Annotated in this window: 1 protein-coding gene; it reads left to right on the plus strand. The window is 63.6% G+C overall.

Features of this window, described 5'->3' with window-relative positions:
- The coding region (locus tag BQ7477_RS10965) for an Fn3-like domain-containing protein (RefSeq protein ID WP_200783533.1) at positions 1–1791 on the plus strand (1791 nt) is incomplete at its 5' end.
- Between the last annotated feature and the right edge of the window lie 281 nt (positions 1792–2072).

The following is a 2072-nucleotide window of genomic DNA, read 5'->3' on the forward strand; positions in this document are numbered from 1 at the left end:
GCGCCTGAGCCCTCCCGCCCCAAGGCCGACCTGGGGGATGGCACGACGGGCTGGCACTTCGACGTCACCCTCCACAACCTCTCCGGCGTGGAGGCGACCTACGAGCTGAGCTCCCAGGCCCTGTCCGAGATCGTGGACGGCGGCTTCTTCACCAGCAGCGCCACCGACTGGCGTGGTAAGGGGGTCACCGTCACCTATTCCGGTGCAGCCGCCGGGTCCGGCGAGGGTGCGAGTGTGACTGTTCCTGCTTCCGGCGAGGTCACCGTCGGCGTTGATATTGCGCCCGGTTCCGAGTTCGCCTCTTACGTGGCGGACAATGCGCCAAACGGCACGTTCTTGGACGGCTTTGTGCGCTTCGCCTCGAAGACCGATGGTGAGCCCGACCTGGCCGTGCCCTACCTGGGTTTCTATGGTGACTGGGGGAAGGCTCCCATCTTCGATGCGCTCGCATCCCAGGGCGGGGCGCACACCCGGGCCTCGGAGATCGTCAACGGCACCACCGGGGACTCCCTCGGGTATAACCCCCTCATCAAGGTGGGTGAGCGCACCGGAGAGCCCAAGGCGGACCGTTACGTGATCTCGCGGTCCGAGGCCTCGGGCGCCCCCACGGTCCTCGAACCCCGCACCGGCACCCTGCGCAGCGTCCACACGCTCACCAGCACCTACACGAACGAGGCCGGGGAGACGGTCTTCTCGGCGACCAACTACCGGAACTGGAAGTCCATCTACCTGACCAGCACCGAGGAGAACACGTGGGTCGAGGCCTACCATGACTCCACGGCCTTCGACGCGAACGCGGAGAAGTTCGCGCGCATGCCCGACGGCGCCTACACGCTGCGCATCGCCGCATCCAACGACGGTCCGTCGCGCGCCGAGCAGTCGATCTCCTACGATTTCCGTCTCGACACCACGGCGCCTGTCATTTCTAACCTGGCTTACGAGGGGGAGGGGGATGGCATGGTTGTTTCCTTTGATGTTGCGGATGCTTCGCCTCTGGCTGGCGTGGATTTGCATGACCCGGCTGATGGGTTGTGGTTCTACCGCCACGTCTTCACTGAGGATGAGGGCGTTAAGGGGGCCGATGGTACCTACAGCTACCACGTGGAGATTCCGATGAGCGTGATCGAGCAGGCGTGGAGTGATCAGGGTGGCACCGGTGACGTGATCGCCAACCCGTATGTGCTCGCGTGGGACTACGGTTTGAATCATTCCGAGGCTGTGAGCGTTGACTTGCCTACCGGTAATCCGGGCGTGAGTTTGCCGTGCGCGGATCCTGCGGGCGGTCATTGGGCCAAGGATGCCGTGGGCTGGTGGTACGTGTGCGCGAACGGGACTGACTATCTGACGGGCGGCTGGTTCACTATCAATGGGCGCGACTACCAGTTCGGTCCGTCCGGTTACATGATGACCGGGTTCCTCAAGCGTGCCAGCGGGGAGTGGGTGTACGCCGATTCCGAGGGTGCTCTTGTGGGTGGCTGGGTGCGCGACGGTGCCTACGGTGGGCCGTACTGGTACTACATGGATCCCGCCACGAAGGTGATGGCTACGGGCTGGCTGTTTGATCGCGGCTCCTGGTATTACCTGGGTGCCTCCGGTGATATGCACACCGGGTGGGTTAAGGTTGATGGGCTGTGGTATTACCTGAACTCTTCGGGTGTGATGCGCACCGGCTGGCTCCAGCTTGGTGGTTTGTGGTACTACCTGTCTCCTTCCGGCGCGATGGTGACCGGTACGCAGGTCATCGACGGTCGGACGTATTCCTTTGACGCGTCCGGAGTATTGCGGCCCTAACGCTGGCTGCTTCTGATTCACCAGGCCGGGGCCCGGGAACGCTCACCACGAGCAACCCGGCCCCGGCCTCACCCATGCGCCATCCCACAAAATGGCAGTGACTGCGCACACACACGCGGGTACTGTACCGTGGAGTTACCGATAGGTCGAAGACCGCTTGGTGCTAGCCAGTCGTCTGTCACAACATTGGAGTTACGTACATGACATCAAAGAAACCAGTGGCGCTCCTCGCGCTCGTCGGCGCGTGTGCGCTAGCGATGGCGACGCCTGCGTCCCTCGCG

Source organism: Actinomyces bouchesdurhonensis, assembly GCF_900128465.1.
Taxonomy (GTDB): Bacteria; Actinomycetota; Actinomycetes; order Actinomycetales; family Actinomycetaceae; genus Pauljensenia; species Pauljensenia bouchesdurhonensis.